16 protein-coding genes are annotated in these 16447 nt (G+C 66.5%); 2 read left to right on the top strand and 14 right to left on the bottom strand.

Annotation, left to right across the window (positions count from 1 at the left end; genetic code table 11):
* Positions 1–119: 119 nt before the first annotated feature.
* From AC07Z7_RS13030 to def, 10 genes are all read right to left on the bottom strand, one after another.
* A complete protein-coding gene (locus AC07Z7_RS13030; protein WP_252658008.1) occupies positions 120–1016 on the bottom strand; it encodes a LysR family transcriptional regulator in 897 nt (298 codons plus the stop codon).
* Positions 1017–1065: 49 nt separating this feature from the next.
* Positions 1066–1893, bottom strand: coding sequence for an orotidine-5'-phosphate decarboxylase (gene pyrF, locus AC07Z7_RS13025; RefSeq protein ID WP_094289675.1), 828 nt, complete (start codon positions 1891–1893; stop codon positions 1066–1068).
* Positions 1894–2067: 174 nt separating this feature from the next.
* Positions 2068–2625, bottom strand: coding sequence for a FlgO family outer membrane protein (locus AC07Z7_RS13020; protein WP_252658010.1), 558 nt, complete (start codon positions 2623–2625; stop codon positions 2068–2070).
* Positions 2622–3308, bottom strand: a complete 687-nt coding sequence (locus AC07Z7_RS13015) for a hypothetical protein (protein WP_094289671.1) — start codon at positions 3306–3308, stop codon at positions 2622–2624. The genes AC07Z7_RS13020 and AC07Z7_RS13015 overlap by 4 nt, the downstream gene beginning before the upstream one ends.
* 206 nt (positions 3309–3514) lie before the next feature.
* Entirely contained in the window at positions 3515–4714 is a 1200-nt protein-coding gene (locus tag AC07Z7_RS13010) for a phosphoglycerate kinase (RefSeq protein ID WP_494766461.1), read from the bottom strand.
* A 77-nt stretch (positions 4715–4791) separates the two neighbouring features.
* The gene (locus AC07Z7_RS13005) at positions 4792–5127 is read right to left on the bottom strand and encodes an AzlD domain-containing protein (RefSeq protein WP_063461553.1); all 336 of its coding nucleotides are present in this window, start codon (positions 5125–5127) and stop codon (positions 4792–4794) included.
* Positions 5127–5951, bottom strand: coding sequence for an AzlC family ABC transporter permease (locus tag AC07Z7_RS13000; RefSeq protein ID WP_094289667.1), 825 nt, complete (start codon positions 5949–5951; stop codon positions 5127–5129). The genes AC07Z7_RS13005 and AC07Z7_RS13000 overlap by 1 nt, the downstream gene beginning before the upstream one ends.
* The gene (gene fmt / locus AC07Z7_RS12995; RefSeq protein WP_494766460.1) at positions 5948–6922 is read right to left on the bottom strand and encodes a methionyl-tRNA formyltransferase; all 975 of its coding nucleotides are present in this window, start codon (positions 6920–6922) and stop codon (positions 5948–5950) included. Before fmt ends, AC07Z7_RS13000 begins: the two co-directional genes overlap by 4 nt.
* 32 nt (positions 6923–6954) lie before the next feature.
* The gene (locus AC07Z7_RS12990; protein WP_494766459.1) at positions 6955–7449 is read right to left on the bottom strand and encodes a hypothetical protein; all 495 of its coding nucleotides are present in this window, start codon (positions 7447–7449) and stop codon (positions 6955–6957) included.
* A 20-nt stretch (positions 7450–7469) separates the two neighbouring features.
* A complete protein-coding gene (def, locus tag AC07Z7_RS12985; protein ID WP_494766458.1) occupies positions 7470–7979 on the bottom strand; it encodes a peptide deformylase in 510 nt (169 codons plus the stop codon).
* Positions 7980–8178: 199 nt separating this feature from the next.
* Here def and AC07Z7_RS12980 point away from each other — a divergent pair, with 199 nt between their 5' ends.
* Both AC07Z7_RS12980 and dprA read left to right on the top strand, forming a co-directional pair.
* Positions 8179–9390: a LysM peptidoglycan-binding domain-containing protein gene (locus tag AC07Z7_RS12980; protein WP_094289661.1), complete on the top strand. Its 1212-nt coding sequence runs from the start codon at positions 8179–8181 to the stop codon at positions 9388–9390.
* 80 nt (positions 9391–9470) lie between these two features.
* Positions 9471–10649, top strand: a complete 1179-nt coding sequence (gene dprA / locus AC07Z7_RS12975) for a DNA-processing protein DprA (protein ID WP_494766457.1) — start codon at positions 9471–9473, stop codon at positions 10647–10649.
* Between the two features lie 71 nt (positions 10650–10720).
* On the opposite strand, the gene AC07Z7_RS12970 is transcribed toward dprA, so the two are convergent.
* The 4 genes from AC07Z7_RS12970 to yajC form a co-directional block, all read right to left on the bottom strand.
* The gene (locus AC07Z7_RS12970; protein ID WP_494766456.1) at positions 10721–13075 is read right to left on the bottom strand and encodes a DUF1631 domain-containing protein; all 2355 of its coding nucleotides are present in this window, start codon (positions 13073–13075) and stop codon (positions 10721–10723) included.
* Between the two features lie 17 nt (positions 13076–13092).
* Complete coding sequence (gene secF, locus AC07Z7_RS12965; RefSeq protein WP_094289655.1) at positions 13093–14043, bottom strand: protein translocase subunit SecF; 951 nt, start codon at positions 14041–14043, stop codon at positions 13093–13095.
* A 12-nt stretch (positions 14044–14055) separates the two neighbouring features.
* Positions 14056–15939 (bottom strand): protein translocase subunit SecD, encoded by a 1884-nt coding sequence (gene secD, locus AC07Z7_RS12960; RefSeq protein WP_494766455.1) that lies wholly within the window; start codon positions 15937–15939, stop codon positions 14056–14058.
* A gap of 137 nt (positions 15940–16076) precedes the next feature.
* The gene (gene yajC, locus AC07Z7_RS12955) at positions 16077–16412 is read right to left on the bottom strand and encodes a preprotein translocase subunit YajC (protein WP_094289651.1); all 336 of its coding nucleotides are present in this window, start codon (positions 16410–16412) and stop codon (positions 16077–16079) included.
* Positions 16413–16447 lie beyond the last annotated feature (35 nt).

Genomic DNA, 16447 nt, shown 5'->3' with positions numbered 1-16447 from the left:
TGGCCCGATTGTGCGAAGCCCCAGCCGCTGGCCTGGTGCTGAAGTGGCACCAGTTAGTGCCAATACGGTTCGATGCCCTGATGAAAACCCTGTGCCCGGCTGGGAGCACCCGCCCAGGTTCAGCGCTGCGCCAGTGCCTTCCACAGCGCCTCGGCCAGCGGGCCCAGGCGGCGTTTGGGGCGGTACAGGCGCACGTCAAACCGCACCTCCATGCGCGCATCGCCTGCCAGCGCCATGCGCTGTGCCTGGCAGTCGGCAAACACCATGGACCAGGGCAGCCAGGCCACGCCCAGGCCCTTTTGCACGTATTCGTAGTGCGCGTCGGCCGAGTCGCATTCCACCACGCGCTGCAGTCGGGGCGCGTGCGGGTTCTGGGCCAGGTGGTCTTCCACCAGGCGGCCCAGCGCCAGCTGCGGGGCGTAGGCCAGGTAGGGCACGCGCGTAGCGTCGGGTCCGAAGCGGTGCAGTGCCTGCCCCTGCGCGGTGGCGCGCGACACGGGTACCAGCCGGTCCGAGGCCACGGTCACATGCATGAACTGGCGCGCATCCAGGCGCACGGCGAGTGTGGGGTGGTGGTAGACGAGGGAGAAGTCGGCCTCGCTGCGCTCCAGCATGGCCACGGTGTCGGCCAGTGCCCGCGTGCGGATGCACAGCTCGCCGCCCTGCAGGATGGGCTGCAGGCGCACCAGCCAGTCGGCCACCACGGTGCGCGCCAGCGTGCGGCCCGTGGCCAGTGTCACGGTGCGGGCCTGGCGCCCGGCCAGACTCTGCAGCTCCTCGTGCGACTGCGTGAGGTTGCGCACCATCTGCCCGGCGGTGTCCAGAAAACTCTGCCCCGCAGGCGTGAGGGTGACAGGCCCCCCGCCCCGCTCGACCAGCGGCGTGCCCGCCCAGGCCTCCAGCGCGCGGATGCGGCGGCCAAAGGCGGGGTGTGTCACGTGCCGCAGCTCGGCGGCCCGGGTGAAGCTGCGCTCCTGCGCCAGCACGATGAAGTCCTCCAGCCACTTGAGCTGCATGGGCGTGCGGTGTGGCTGAGGGGCTGGGAGGGCTGCGCGTGGGGCGCTGCTAGCGGCTGCGCGAGGCTTCGAGCACCGCGCGGGTGTGCTGAGCGGCCGTGCGGGCGGCGGCCGCAAAGTCCGCACCCTGGGAGGCGTACAACACGGCGCGCGAGGAGTTCACGATGATGGGGCCGTCGTTGCGCAGCCCGGCGCGCACCGTGGCGGCTGCGTCGCCCCCCTGGGCGCCCACACCGGGGATCAGCAGGGGCAACGTGGGGGCAATGGCACGCACGCGCTCGATCTCTTGTGGGTAGGTTGCGCCCACCACCAGGCCGAGCTGGCCGTTCTTGTTCCAGGGGCCTTGGGCCAGGCGGGCCACATGTTCGTACATGAGCGGCTGGCCTTCGATGCTGGCCAGACGCTGGTTCTGCAGGTCGTCCCCGCCCGGGTTGGAGGTGCGGCACAGCAGGAAGGCGCCCTTGCCGTGGTAGGCCAGGTAGGGCTCGATGGAGTCAAAGCCCATGAAGGGCGACAGCGTGACGGCATCGGCGCCATAGCGCTCGAAGGCCTCCTTGGCGTACTGCTCGGCGGTGGAGCCGATGTCGCCGCGTTTGGCATCCAGGATCACCGGCACCTGGGGGGCATTGGCGCGCATGTGCTGCATCAGGCGCTCCAGCTGGTCTTCGGCGCTGTGGGCGGCAAAGTAGGCGATCTGGGGCTTGAAGGCGCAGACCAGGTCGGCCGTGGCGTCCACGATGGCGGCGCAAAAGTCATAGATCTTGCGCGGGTCGCCCTGCATACCCGCAGGGAAGCGGGTGGGCTCGGGGTCCAGACCCACGCACAGCAGGGAGTTGTTCTGCGCCGTGGCGCCGCGCAGCATGTCGGTGAAGTTCATGGGGCGTGATTTTAGTGGGCGGCCTTTGCCGCCTCCCCCACGGGTTCATCTGGGGGCTGTGGTTCGCGGTGCCCGCAGCGGGGGGCTGCGATTGTGCGGGCACGAAAAAAGGCCGTCGAAACGGCCTTTTGTCGTTGTTGCAGGCGGCGCCTGCGGGCGCATCAAACCAAGCGCTCAGCGTGGCACGGCCAGCAGGCGCTGCACGTCGCGATCGTTGGGCAGAGCGTAGTCGTGGCCACGCACGATGCGGCTGTCTTCGGTGCGCACCAGCTTCAGGCTCACGTAGGTGTAGTTGGCAGCGGCGGAGTAGGTGCCCACCAGCACCAGCGAGGCGTTGTGGTTGCGGGCAATGTCCTTGATCTCGCGCGACAGCAGCAGCTCGCCCTGGCCTTCGCGCACGAACACGTCGCCGCGCAGCTTGATTTCCTTCACGTTGAAACCGCTGGCGGCCATGCTGGTGGCGTACTGCTCGGACAGCGTGCGGCCCAGGGGGGCAGCGCGGCTCAGGTCGTTCACGTTGACCACGGTGGCCACGAGCACCGGGCCTGCGCCCAGGGCGTTCATGTCAAAGCCGGTGGTCAGCTTGGCCACGGCATCGCGGCTGGTCTGGATGAACTGGCTGCTGGCGGCTTCCTGGTAGGTGGGCTCGACGCGCGTGGGCGCAGCGTTGTTGGCACAACCGGCCAGAACCACTCCGGCCAGCACCGTCAGAAGAAGTGCGGGGGTTTTCATTGCGAGACAACCTTCATGTTGACGTTCTTGTACGAGGGACGCGTAAACAGCGGGGTGTCAGCGTTTTCCAGGTAGTACACGTCGGTCTTGCGGGCCAGGTACTGGCCACCGCGCGTGACGGTGGTGGTTAGGATCAGCTCGGTGTTGGTGGGACCACCCGAGTTGATGCTGTTGGCATAGTCGGCGGCGATTGCCAAGCCCAGACCGGCGGCCAGCTGTGCGTCGATGTGTTCATGGCGCAGGCCGTGCGCGGCAAAAAGGCCCGCAGCCAGCATGGTGAAAGCGCCAGGAATGAAATGGGGGCGGTCGCTGTTATGGCGCACCACCTGGATGCCATAGGAGACCTCCAGGGCTTGGCCGGGGCTTTGATGCACCACGGCACCGTTCTGAACCAGTTTGGTGATCAGGAACTCGCGGAACCCGGTTTCAAACTGCGTGGCATTGGCGGGCAAGGTCACGTGCAGCGGGGTATTGGGAGCGACACCGGCCTTGTCCAACGTGCCCAGGGTCTGGCTCACCACATCACGCGACACCAGGTCCCAATGGCCTGCAGAGCGGACCTTGGGTTGCGAGGTGTATTCAAAATTTTCCGCAACGGGAATAGGCGCTTTCTGTGCGCACCCAACCAAGGTTGCTACAGCGCCAGCCAGAACGGCCAAGCTGATTGCCTTTGAAAACGACATGATTCCCTCCTACGGACTAGATTTGCGAGGATCTGGACAGATACAGCCCGCACGATTGAAAAATAATTCTGGGCGGGTTCCTCAACAAAAACAAGAAAAAATTACGCTAACTGCGCTCCGCCGTACACAGTTCGTTGTTTTTGGTCACAGTTGTGTGTTGCTGCAAGGCACGCAGGGCCCAATAGCCCGGTTTGCCTTGCATTTGCTTACACGGCAGCGGCTGCGCGCTGCTCCAGGATGTCGAAAGCGGGCAGTTTTTTGCCTTCCAGCACCTCCAGGAAGGCGCCGCCGCCGGTCGAGATGTAACCCACCTGTTTCTCGATGCCGTACTTGGCGATGGCGGCTAGTGTGTCGCCACCCCCCGCAATGCTGAACGCGGGTGATTCGGCAATGGCAGCGGCGAGGGTGCGGGTGCCGTTTTCGAACGCGGCAAACTCGAACACGCCCACGGGGCCGTTCCAGACGATGGTGCCTGCCGACTTGAGCTGGGCGGCCAGGCGCGCGGCGGTGTCGGGCCCGATGTCCAGGATCAGGTCGTCGGGCGCCACGTCGGTGGCGGCCTTCACAGTGGCGGGGGCATCCGCGGCAAAGGCCTTGGCCACGACCACGTCGGTGGGGATCGGCACTTCGGCGCCGCGCGCCTTCATCGCGGCCATCACGGCCTTGGCGGCGTCCAGCAGGTCGGGCTCGGCCAGGCTTTTGCCGATGGGCAGGCCTGCGGCCAGCATGAAGGTGTTGGCAATGCCGCCGCCCACGATGAGCTGGTCCACCTTGTCGGCCAGGCTTTGCAGGATGGTGAGCTTGGTGGATACCTTGGAGCCCGCCACGATGGCGGCCAGCGGGCGCTGGGGCTGGGCCAGGGCCTTGGTCAGGGCGTCGATCTCGGCCGACAGCAACGGGCCCGCGCAGGCCACAGGGGCAAACTGGGCGATGCCGTAGGTCGTGCCTTCGGCGCGGTGGGCGGTGCCGAACGCATCGTTCACGAAGATGTCGCACAGCGCGGCCAGTTTGCGCGCCAACTCTTCCTTGTTCTTCTTTTCACCCACGTTCAGGCGGCAGTTCTCCAGCAGCACGACCTGGCCGGGGGCCACGGTGACGCCATCCACCCAGTTCGCCACCAATGGCACATCGCGGCCCAGCAGCTCGGACAGACGTTTGGCCACAGGGGCCAGGGAATCCTCAGGCTTGAATTCGCCTTCGGTCGGGCGGCCCAGGTGGCTGGTGACCATCACGGCGGCACCGGCATCCAGTGCCATGCGGATGCAGGGGATCGAGGCGCGGATGCGGGTGTCTTCGGTGATCTGGCCTGCGTCATCCTGCGGGACGTTCATGTCCGCACGGATGAAGACACGCTGGCCTTGGGCCTTGCCTTGGACACACAGATCGGAAAAGCGGAGGATGTTCATGGGGGAGGGCTTCCGGGAATGGCTCGTGGATCAGGGCCGCCATTTTAGGCGGCGCGCACCACGCGCCTGCCCTGGCGCTACCAGCCCCAACCTATGTGCAGCGGCAGGTACACCGCCATGCCCACCAGGATCGTGCCCAGGATACCCCGGCGCCAGAAGTAGTAGGCGCTGGCGCACACCACGGCGGGCAGGCGGGCGTCCATGAAGGTGTCGATGAGTTCGCCCTGGGTCATGAGGATCTCGGGCGCGATCACGGCGGTGAGGGCGGCCAGGGGGGCGTACTTGAGCCCGCGCTTGAGCCAGCCGGGCAGCGGCAGCTCGCGCTCGGGGATCATGAAGAAGGAGCGCGACACCACGGTGATGACCGCCAGGCCCACGATGGCCAGCACCGGTTCGATCCAGGATCCGTTCATCATGGATGGCGCTCCTCGCGCAGCGGCACCACATCGCCCGCCGCGACATGCTCGCGTTCTTCGGGTGGCATCACGCTGTCGGCGGGCACCAGCAGCAGCTCGGGCTTGTGGCGGCGGCGGTCCACCGCTTCCATCAGCAGCCCGGCGGCCACGGCCGCAGCCAGGGCCACCAGAATGTTGAGTTTGAGCGGCAGCGCAAACGCGGCAATCGCCGCCGTGGCCGCCACGCCCGTGGCCAGCCAGGTGGCGCGGTCGAACAGCAGCGACAGCAGCACGCCCAGCAGCGCCAGCACCCCGGCAAACCCCAGCCCCCAGGACAGGGGCACGGCGTTGGCCAGCAGGATGCCCGCGATGGATGGCACCTGCCAGGCCAGCCAGTTGGTGCTGGCGGCGCCCCAGAAATACGGCACCTGCTCGGGCGCGGGGCGGGGTTCAGGGAATCGTTTCATGAAGGCCACGTAGATCACGTCGCCGCTGAAGTACCCCAGCGCCAGCCGCTGGCGCAGCGGCAGGTGGGCGAAGTAGCTGCGCCACATGCTGCTGAAGATCACAAAACGCAGGTTCACGCAGGCGGCGGTGAGCCAGATGACCCACAGTGGCGCGCCCACGGACAGCAGCGGGATGACCGCCAGCTGCGCGCTGCCCGCATAGACCAGCAGCGACATGAACACCGCCATACCTACCGGCATGCCGCTCTTGACCATGGCCACGCCCGTGACCAAGCCCCAGGCGGCAATGCCCAGCGAGGTGCCCGCCATGTCGGTCGCGGCGAGCCGGAACGAAGGGTGGCGCACGGTGCTGCGCAGGGAGGCGAGCACGCTCATGCGGCGGGGGCGCCCAGCACCATGCCGGGTTGCAGGTCGAAGCCGCGCAGGAAATCGGCCGCAGGCAGCCGTTTGCCTCCCGCGCGCTGCAGCGTGGTCAGGCGCAGCGCCGTGCCCGCGCCACAGGCCACCAGCACACCGGTGTCATTTACAGATAAAACAAGGCCTTTGCGCGCGTCTGCGTTGCCTTTTGTGCTATCAATAGCATAGCTCCATACTTTGATGGTCTCGCCGCTGCACTCGGTGCTGGCGCCCGGAAACGGGTCGAACGCGCGGATGCGCTGGCCAATCACGCTGGCTGGTTGGGACCAGTCGATGCTGCTTTCGGCCTTCTCGATCTTGTGGGCGTAAGTGATGCCCTCGGCAGGCTGGGGCACAGGCTGCAGGCCGCCGCAGGCCGCCAGCTCCAGCGCTTCCACGATCATGCGGCCACCCAGGTGGGCCAGCCGGTCGTGCAGCGTCGCCGTGGTGTCGTCGGCGGTGATGGCCAGGCGCTCGGTGAGCAGCATGTCGCCGGTGTCCAGCCCCGCGTCCATCTGCATGATGGTGACGCCGGTGTCGGCGTCACCCGCCTCAATGGCGCGGTGGATGGGGGCCGCGCCGCGCCAGCGTGGCAGCAGGCTGGCGTGGATGTTCAGGCAGCCCAGGCGCGGCATGTCCAGGGTCCACTGCGGCAGGATCAGCCCGTAGGCGGCCACGACCATCACATCGGCCTGGGCGGCCAGCAGTGCATCGCGCGCGGCGGCGGCTTCTTCGGGGTACTTGCCATCCAGGCGCAGGCTGCGCGGTTGCGCCACGGGAATGCCGTGGTCCAGCGCACATTGTTTGACGGGCGATGCCTGCAGCTTCATACCCCGGCCCGCAGGGCGGTCAGGCTGGGTGAGCACCAGCGGGACGGTGAAGCCTGCGGCCAGCAGCTGCTCCAGCGCCACGCGGGCAAATTCGGGGGTGCCGGCAAAAATGACTCTCATGGGAGGCTGCATGCGGATGTCTGGGAGCGCACTCAGTCGCGCGCATTGTCGAAAAAGGGGAGTTCGTCGGTGAACAGCACCTGCCGCACCACGCCCTGCCGGTCCAGGTGCACATGGGCCAAGCGTGGGTCGGAGTTCTGGCGGAAGCGGTAGGTCCAGATGTCGCCATCAAACCGCGCGACGCGCTCCACCCGCAAGGGGGGGCCAAAGCTGCGCTGCACATCGGCGGCGGTCCAGGTGCCGAGCGGAAGGCTCTCGAAACGAGCCTGGGTCAACACCTGTTCGTTGCGCAGCAGCCGACCACTGGCGTCGAAATCGAGGGCGTGGGCCTCAAAGCCTGCGGGCAGTTCGGAATAGAGCCACCGCTCGCCCTGCGCCAGCGCAAAGGTCGCGCTGGGCGGGCCCAGGCGGGTCCGCACGTCGGCGCGCAGTGCGCCGGGCTGCTCGCGGGCAGGCAGCGCGCACCCGGCAAGGTGGATGAGCAGCGCCCCGAGCGCTGCCCGCGCCAGCACTCCGCCGCCCCGCAAGGCGCAGAGCGCTGGAGGCCTCACTCGCGGGCCTCCCGCTGCTGCTTGATCATCTTGGTCTTGATGCGGTTGCGCTTGAGGGGCGAGAGGTATTCCACAAACACCTTGCCCATCAGGTGGTCCATCTCGTGCTGGATGCACACGGCCAGCAGGCCGCCTGCCTCGATGACACGCGACTCGCCCTGGGCGTCGAGCGCCTTTACGTGCACAGCGTCAAAACGTTCCACGCCATCGTAGATGCCGGGGACGGACAGGCAGCCTTCGTCGTTCACATGCTTTTCTGCACTGGTCCAGACGAGTTCGGGGTTGATCAGCACCAGGGGCTGGTCGCGTTCTTCGGACACGTCGATCACCACCAGCCGTTCGTGCACGTCCACCTGGGTGGCGGCCAGGCCGATCCCATGGGCGTCGTACATGGTGGCCAGCATGTCGGCCACCAGCGCACGGATGCGGTCGTCCACCACCGCTATGGGGCGTGCGACCTTGTGGAGCCGGGGGTCCGGGTAACAGAGAATGGGAAGGATTGCCATGGCTGCAGGTAAAAGATGTCGCTATTTTCGCCACTTTTGCCGCCTGCCGCAGGGTTGCAGGCCAATAATCGTTGCCGAATCAAGGGCTTGAGCAGAGAATCTAAGAAGGTTTGTAACGTAGTTACCCGGGCGCCCGCATGCTGCAGGTGCCGGGTTGCCAGTGAGGGGGCGTTTCACAATGCATGAGAAAAGGAACAACATGACGGCATTCACCAGCGTGCGGCGGACCGCCCTGGGCGCGCTCACCATCATCGCTGGCGCCCTGCTGGTCATGCCGGCTCAGGCGCAAAACTACCCCATTTCCAGCGGCCAGCGCGCCACCGCGCAGCAGGTGTCCGAGCGGGGCGTGCCCCTGGAGGAGCTGGCGCCCAACGCGCCCGACAGCTACACCGTCAAGCGCGGTGACACGCTCTGGGGCATTTCGGGCATGTACCTCAAGCGCCCCTGGCGCTGGCCCGAGCTGTGGGGCATGAACCTCAAGGCCATTCCCAATCCGCACCTGATCTTCCCGGGCCAGACCCTGTATCTGGAAAAAGACGGTGGCTACGCCCGCCTGCGCACCAGCCGCCCCGGCACCACGGGCGAGCCCGAAACCGTGCGCGTGTCGCCGCGCACACGCAGCGACAGTCTGGTGGATTCCGCACTGCCGACCCTCAAGCCCCACCTGATCGAACCCTTCCTGGTCGAGCCCCTGGTGGTGGACGAGCAAACGCTGCTGCGCGCCCCGCGGGTGATCGCCACGACCGACGAGCGCGTGTTGATGGGCGCGGGCGACCGCGTCTATGTGCGCGGTGACACCGCCTCGCCCATGCTGGCCGAGGCCGGGGAGCCGCGCTTCTACCGTGTTTTCCGCAACGCAGTGGCCCTCAAGGATCCGATGACGGGCGAGGTGCTGGGCTACGAGGCCCAGTACGTGGGCAAGGCCGAACTGGTGCGCGGTGAATCCTTCGAGGAAACGCCCAATGGCAAGGGCGGCTACAACGCCGAGTACGTGCCCGCCACCGTGGACCTGTCGGCCACCAAGGAAGAAGTCCAGGCCGGTGACCGTCTGCTGCCCGCACCTGCGCGCGCATTCATGAGCTACACGCCGCGCGCCCCTGAGGTCGAGGTCGATGCGCGCGTGGTCTCCATCTACGGCAGCTCGGCCGTGGCCTATGGCGCCCAGAACCAGGTAGTGGCCATCAACATGGGTTCGGAAGACGGCGTGGAGCCCGGCCATGTGCTCAGCCTGATGACCAAGGGTGACCGCATCAAGGACACGACCGATAAGGCCAAGGCCATGGTCAAGCTGCCCAGCGAAATCAATGGCACGGCCATGGTGTTCCGCACCTTTGAGCGCGTGTCCTATGCGCTGCTCCTTGAAATCCGCAACGGCGTGCGCGTAGGCGATCGCCTCGTCAACCCCAAGTAAGTCGCGCACGCCTGCGTACGGAGGGGCCGCTGCTCTCGGCAGGAGGCGGCACCAGACTGTGCGTGGGCGGCCTGAAACCCATGGACCATGAAGAGCTGGGGGCTTGGCTGCGTTTGACGCTGTCCCCTGGCGTGGGCAACGGCGCTGCGCGGCGGCTGCTGTCCCGCTTCGGGCTTCCGCAGGCGATTTTTCAGCAGCCCGAGGCGGCGTTGCAGCAATGTGTGACCAATGCCCAGGCGCGGGCTTTGTGTGAGATTCCTGCCGCCTGGCAGGCCTTGTGGGACACCACTGCCCAGTGGCTGTCCGGAGCGGGGCCCGAGGGCCCGGCACGCACCATCGTCACGCTGGGCGACGTCCGCTACCCGCAGTCCTTGCTGGACACGGAAGATCCTCCGTTGCTGCTGTACCTCACCGGCCCAGCACAGCTGCTCGCGCACCAGCCTTTTCCCAGCGACCGGTGTCTGGCGGTGGTCGGCAGCCGCAACCCGACCGCCCAGGGCGCAGAGAACGCCCGCTTGTTCTCGCGGGCATTGCACGGCGCTGGGCTGACCATCGTGTCGGGGCTGGCACTGGGCGTGGATGCAGCGGCGCATGAAGGTGCACTGGATGCCTCTGTAGCAGACGCTTCGGCGGCGGCCACCATTGCCGTGGTGGGGACTGGCCTGGACCGGGTGTACCCCCGCAAGAACCTGGATCTGGCGCGCCGCATTGCAGCCCGGGGGCTGCTGGTCAGCGAGTACCCACTGGGAACGCCCCCGCTCGCGGCCAACTTCCCCAAGCGAAACCGCATCATCTCGGGCCTGTCCCAGGGGACATTGGTTGTTGAGGCCGCGCTCGCTTCGGGTTCCCTGATCACGGCCCGGATGGCGGTCGAGCAGGGTCGGGAGGTTTTTGCGATCCCGGGGTCCATCCATGCTCCCCAGTCGCGGGGCTGCCATGCACTGATCCGCCAGGGGGCCAAACTGGTCGAGTCGGCGCAAGATGTGCTGGAGGAGTTGCGGCTCCCGGCCACCACGGTACCGGGCTTGCCGGAGTCGCCCGCCGAAGAGGGGGCAGCGCTGGAGGAGCGCGCAGAAGCCGGGTCGGAAAACAACCCCGTGCTCACCGCGCTGGGGTTTGATCCTTTGGGCCTGGACGCCCTGGTGGCACGCACCGGCGTGGACACGGCCTCCTTGCAGGTGATGCTGCTGGAGCTGGAACTGGATGGCCGCGTGGCGCGCCTGCCCGGGGGGCTGTTCCAGCGTCTGGGGCGCGGCTGAAGCCGAAATCTTCAGGCCAGAGCGACGACGCCCCGGGCCCTTTGCCCGGGTGGCCAGAAACTGCTCTGATGTCAGTCGAGCAAGCGTTCGGGGTTGGCGTCCAGCTTGGCCAGGGCGTCGCGCGTGGCGCGCAGGGTCAGGCCCTCTTCGTCCTGGGCCACGAGCAGGCCCGCCTGGAGGTAAGCGGCCAGGCGGCGCAGCTGGATCAGGTAGCTGCTGCCATCGACTGCTGCGAACAGGTGCAGCTGCTTGCGCTGGCTCTGCCAGGCGTACTGCACCTGGGTCGACGCGCCGTTGTGGTCCAGCGTGTACCAGTTGCCGGGCTGCAGCTCCTGCGCCCACACCACCATGGCGTCGTCCACCGGCGCGCCATTGTCGGCCACCACATGGATGGACGAGGCATCAATGCCCAGCATCATCTCTATGTTGTCGGCATTGAGCGGCATGTCGCCCAATGCTGCGTCGCTCATGAAGTCCTCAAGGTTGGCCAGACGTTTGGCCATGGCCTCGATGTGTGCCTGCGGGATCGAGGCGGTTTTGGACAGGAAGGCATCTGCCAGGGTGTCGGTCAAAGTCTTGACCTGCGCGTCCTGCTCGGGCCCATTGACGCCGAGCAGCGCCAGGCCCTGGCGCAGGCGCTGCAGCAAGCCCGGCAGGTTCTGGATCACCTGGGCCCGGTCGCTGCGGTTGGGTTTGGCGCTGGCCGCCCAGACCAGGTCGGCTGCCGTGCGTTTGAACGCCACCGTGTCGGCATGCTGTGGGCCATCGCGCACGGCCGACAGGGCCAGCACCTCGGCCCAGGTCTTGAACAGGAACTCGCGGATTTCGTCGCGCACCGGCATGTCGCGCAGCATGGTGCGCAGCTCGATGGTGTACTGGATGGCCAGGGTTTCCCGCTGCTCCACCTGCTGGGCCACGCTGACAAGGCGGGAGGTGGCCTGCTTTTCGGTGAGGAACTTGGACAGAAATTTCTCGAACTCGTCGTACACGAGCTGGAACACCCGTCGGCCGGTTTCAGGGTACTGCTCGATCACCTGCACCACGCGGCGGATCTCCGTTTCCAGGGCGCTGCCGTTGATGCTGGTGGAGTCAAAGCCCAGCACACAGGCGCCCATGCGGTCGATCAGCTTGCGGGCGGGATGGTCGAGGTTGCTGAAAAACTCGGGTTCTGCGAGCGCCACGCGCAGCACAGGCACCTGTAGGCGCGCAAACCACACGCGCACCGCCGGGGGAATACGGTCTTCGGCGAGGATGCTCTGGAACATCAGCGCCACCACCTCGATGATGGCCTTCTCGCCCGTGGTAGTGGCCTTTTTCTTGAGTTCCGTGGACCGCTCCCGCACCGTGCCCGCCAGCTGCACCACAGCGGCCGGGCTGTAGTCTTCTATCAGCGTGGCGACATTGGTGTAGAAGGTATCGGCATGCACGCGGTGGGCGGTGAGTGCATGGGCCAGCGCCGCTGACGCCGGCGGGGCGTTGACCATATCGAACCCGGTAGCGGGCTGGGTGAGCAGGCGGCGCAGTTGGCCCATGACCCCTTGCGCCCGCTGGCGGGCACGTGCGAGCGGGGTCATGCCCGTCGCGAAGGCGGTATGCATGCCATGCCCATGCCGGGGGTAGCCGGGCGGATATTGGGGCATGCGCGGCATCTGCGCCGGAAAGGGCGGGTTGCCGCGCGCTGCAGCCATGGCTTCACGGGTCTGCGCAAGGGCCTGCGATGCGAGGCCACCGGCGCCTGAATCGCTGCCGCCTGTGGCTGTCCCTCCGCTGGTGCGCCGCACCCGGGACTTCAGGTCCGTCTGCGGGGTGATGCCCTGCTCCACATAGAACACATTGACGGCCTGGTAATGCTTCTGGAGCAGATTGGCCAGGTCGCGCTGCAGAGGGTCCACCACGGTCTGCAGGTCGGTGCGGGAGAGGCCGGATTCCACCCACTGCTCCACCAGCAGCAGGCACACGGTATCGGGCCGAAGGATGTCGTTGCTGTCGAGTTCCTGGCCCTCCAGGGACTGGGTGCGCTGGCGCAGGGTGTCGAACTGGGGGCCGACCTGCTCGGTGATCGTCAGGGCCATGCGCGAGGCCAGGATCTTGTTTTCCACCACGTCGTCGCTGAGCAGCTCGAACTGGTTGCCGACAACCCCTCCGGCAAGGGGCCCCCGGGCGCTGATGGCATGGGGTGCCAGGGCTTCCTGCCAGGCCTTGGCCGTGCGCTGGGTCCAGGTGGCATGCAGCTGCTGGTACTGCATCCACGCATCCCGGCGCGATTGCATTTCGCGCGCCGTGCCCGTCTGGGCCATCAAGGTGGCCAGGAACTCCTGGACTGTCTTGCCCAACTCCGGGAGTCCGGAGCACAGGCCCTCTACGAACTTCTGGCGCGCCTGGCGGGCCAGGCGACGCTGTGGAACGGAAGAGGGCGTGGGCTGCATAAGCAGATATTAGCGGGTCAAACGGTCGCTCCGGCGTGGGGATCGTTGGGATCCCCTTCCTTTTTGGCAGGCTTGACAAGATCCTCGCGCTTGACCCCGAGCCACATGGCGATGGCGGCCGCCACAAACACCGAGGAATAGATGCCGAACAGAATCCCGATGGTCAGCGCCATCGCGAAGTAGTGCAGGCTGGGCCCCCCAAAAAAGAGCATCGACAGCACCATTGCTTCTGTCGAGGCGTGGGTGATGATCGTGCGGCTCATCGTGCTGGTGATGGCGTGGTCGATCACCTCGTGGGTGGTCATTTTGCGGTACCTGCGGAAAGCCTCGCGGATCCGGTCGAAGATCACCACCGACTCGTTGACCGAGTAGCCCAGCACCGCCAGCACGCCCGCCAGCACGGCCAGCGAAAACTCCCACTGGAAGAACGCGAAGAAGCCCAGGATGATCACCACGTCGTGCAGGTTGGCAATGATGGCCGCGACGCCGAACTTCCACTCGAAGCGGAAGGCCAGGTAGATCACGATGCCCACGACCACCATGGCCAGCGCCATGAGGCCGCCATGCACCAGTTCCTCGCCCACCTGCGGTCCCACAAATTCGGTGCGGCGCAGCGTGACTTCGGGGTCTGCCGCCTTCAGGGCACCCAGAACCTGCTCGCTTTGCTGCGCAGAGGTCACGCCCTTCTGCACGGGCAGGCGGATCATCACGTCGCGCGCCGTGCCGAAGTTCTGCACCTGCACGTCGGTGTAGCCCAGGCCGGAGACGGTCTCGCGGACCTTGGCCAGCTCGGCGGGCTGGCTGTAGGCCACTTCCATCACGGTGCCGCCCGTGAACTCCACCGACAGGTGCAGTCCGCGCGTGACCAGGAAGAACACGGCCAGCGCGAAGGTAATGAAGGAAATCGCGTTGAAGACCAACGCGTGCTTCATGAAGGGGATGTCTTTTCGGATGCGGAAGAATTCCATGGTCTTCCTCCTTTAGTTCGTCTTGGTCACGGAGGTACCGGCGTCGGGCTTCCACACCTGGCCGATCGACACGCTCTTGAGCTTCTTCTGGCGGCCGTACCACAGGTTCACCAGGCCGCGCGAGAAGAACACGGCCGAGAACATGCTGGTCAGGATGCCGATGCAGTGCACCACGGCAAAGCCGCGCACCGGGCCGGAGCCGAAAGCCAGCAGCGCCAGGCCCGCGATCAGCGTGGTCACGTTCGAGTCCAGGATGGTGGCCCAGGCGCGTTCATAACCCGCGTGGATGGCCGCCTGCGGCGAGACCCCGTCGCGCAGCTCCTCGCGGATGCGTTCGTTGATCAGCACGTTGGAGTCGATGGCCACCCCCAGTGCCAGCGCCATGGCGGCAATGCCGGGCAAGGTCAGCGTGGCCTGCAGCATGGACAGGATGGCCAGCAGCAGCAGCACGTTTACGGCCAGTGCCACGGTAGAGAACACGCCGAACAGTGCGTAGTAGATGCACATGAAGACGGCAATCGCCACCATGCCCCAGACCACACTGTGGATGCCGCGCTCGATGTTGTCGGCGCCCAGGCTGGGGCCGATGGTGTATTCCTCGATGATTTCCATGGGCGCGGCCAGCGAACCGGCGCGCAGCAGCAGGGCTGTGTCATTGGCCTCGGCCGTGGTCATGCGGCCGGAGATCTGCACGCGGCCACCGCCGATTTCGCTGCGGATCACGGGGGCCGTGACCACTTCGCCCTTGCCCTTTTCGAACAGCACGATGGCCATGCGCTTGCCGATGTTCTCGCGCGTGATGTCCTTGAAGATGCGCGAGCCCTTGGCGTCCAGCGTGAGGTTCACCGTGGGTTCCTGCGTCTGGCCGTCAAAGCCGGGCTGGGCGTCGGTCAGGTTCTCGCCGGTCAGGATGACCTGCTTCTTCACGATCACGGGCTGGCCGCTGCGTTCCAGATAGCGCTCGGAGCCAAACGGCACCGGGCCGCGGCCGGTTTCTGCAGCACGGGCTTCGGTGCCCTCGTCCACCAGGCGCACTTCCAGCGTGGCGGTGCGGCCCAGAATGTCCTTGGCCTTGGCAGTGTCCTGCACGCCGGGCAGCTGCACCACGATGCGGTCCAGGCCCTGCTGCTGGATCACCGGCTCGGCCACGCCCAGTTCGTTGATCCGGTTGTGCAGCGTGACGATGTTCTGCTTGAGGGCCTGCTCCTGCACTCGGCGTGTGGCCTCGGGCTTGATGGAGGCGCGCAGCTTGAACTCGGTGCCTTCGGGCGTGCTGGTGACCTGCAGGTCGGTGAACTGGTCGGCAATCAGGTTGCGGGTGGCTGTGAGCGTGGCTTCGTCGCGCACCTTGATGTCGATGTTCTGGCCTTCGCGGCTGATGCCACCGTGGCGGATGCTCTTGTCGCGCAGCGCGGTGCGGATGTCACCGGCATACGACTCGGCCTTCTTGGTCAGCGCGGCCTGCATGTCCACCTGCAACATGAAGTGCACACCGCCGCGCAGGTCCAGGCCCAGGTACATGGGGTTGGCGTGCAGGGCCTTGAGCCACACCGGCGAGCGCGACACCAGGTTCAGCGCCACGATGTAGGACGGGTCGTTGGCATCGGGCACCAGGGCCTTCTGGATGGCGTCCTTGGCCTTGAGCTGGGTGTCGGGCGTGTCAAAGCGCGCACGCACCGAGTTGCCTTCCAGCGCCACGAAATCGGGCGTGACGCCAGCGGCCTTGAGGGCCTCTTCCACCCGCTGCTGCACGGCGGTGTCCACCTTGACGGTGGCTTTGGCCGATGACACCTGTACGGCAGGGGCTTCGCCAAAGAAATTGGGCAGGGTGTACAAGGCCCCCACCAGCAGCACGATCACCAGGATCGCGTACTTCCAGACCGGATAACGGTTCATGTTTACGCCTTTTCCACGCCCTGCCAGCCAATGCCGTGCAAGGGCCGCCCCGCTGCGCTGGCCCCGCCGTCACCCGGTCTGCACGCAGCGCGAGCGACGGGAGGCGGTGTGCAGCGCCCGCAGGGGCTGTTCATTGATTACTTGACGGAGCCCTTGGGCAGGACCTGCACCACGGCGCTGCGCTGGATCTGCACTTCCACGTTGCTGGCGATCTCGATGTGCAGGAAGCCCTCGGACAGGCGCGTCACCTTGCCCAGAATGCCCCCGGCGGTGGCCACTTCATCGCCCTTGGCGATGGCGTCGATCATGGCGCGGTGTTCCTTCTGGCGCTTCATCTGGGGGCGGATCATGACGAAGTACAGCACCACGAACATGAGCACCAGGGGCAGCATGCCCGTGAGCGTGGACATCATGTCACCGCCACCAGCGGCTGCGGCAGGTGCGGTTTGGGCAAAAGCGGAAGAAATAAACACGGACTGGACTCCACAACGGATGGTCAAAATACACA

The organism is Acidovorax sp. GW101-11A03, from assembly GCF_059424825.1.
Note: the sequence above shows the minus strand (reverse complement) of the source record. Positions and strands in the feature narration are given on the sequence as shown.